Source organism: Streptomyces sp. S6, assembly GCF_054880855.1.
Map to the genome: position 1 here is coordinate 1 of NZ_JBTYMC010000712.1, position 761 is coordinate 761.

The 761-nt window shown below is 66.6% G+C and carries 1 protein-coding gene and 1 pseudogene; both read left to right on the forward strand.

Translation table 11 applies throughout. The annotated features are described in order from the left end of the window. Nucleotides 1-307 (forward strand): annotated as a pseudogene (locus ACVNF4_RS36640) (2-oxoacid:acceptor oxidoreductase subunit alpha); the annotation flags it as partial. Then, nucleotides 300-761 (forward strand): thiamine pyrophosphate-dependent enzyme (locus ACVNF4_RS36645; RefSeq protein WP_461807124.1); only part of this gene is annotated, 462 nt, incomplete at its 3' end. The pseudogene ACVNF4_RS36640 and the gene ACVNF4_RS36645, both read left to right, overlap by 8 nt.

Genomic DNA, 761 nt, shown 5'->3' on the forward strand with positions numbered 1-761 from the left:
GCGCACGCTGGTGCTGGGCTGGGGGTCGACGTACGGGCCGATCACGGCCGCGGTGCGGCGGCTGAGGTCGGCCGGGGAGCCGATCGCGCAGGCGCACCTGCGTCATCTGAACCCCTTCCCGAAGAACCTCGGTGCCGTCCTCCGCAGTTACGACAAGGTGGTGATCCCCGAGATGAACCTCGGTCAGCTCGCCACGCTGGTACGGGCGAAGTACCTGGTGGACGCCCACTCCTACAACCAGGTCAACGGCATGCCGTTCAAGGCGCAGCAGCTCGCCACGGCGCTCAAGGAGGCCATCGATGGCTGAGTTGACAGAGGTGTCCGAAGCGAATCCGCTCCTTCAGCTGGTCCCGAAGGCCGAGGCCGAGCAGGCCATGAAGGACTTCAAGTCGGACCAGGAGGTGCGCTGGTGCCCCGGCTGCGGGGACTACGCGATCCTGGCCGCCGTGCAGGGATTCATGCCCGAACTCGGGCTCGCGAAGGAGAACATCGTCTTCGTGTCGGGGATCGGCTGCTCGTCACGGTTCCCGTACTACATGAACACCTACGGGATGCACTCCATCCACGGCCGCGCGCCCGCGATCGCGACGGGGCTCGCGGCGTCACGGCGTGACCTGTCGGTGTGGGTCGTCACCGGCGACGGGGACGCCCTGTCGATCGGCGGCAACCACCTCATCCACGCCCTGCGGCGCAACGTCAACCTGAAGATCCTGCTGTTCAACAACCGGATCTACGGGCTGACGAAGGGGCAGTACTCCCCT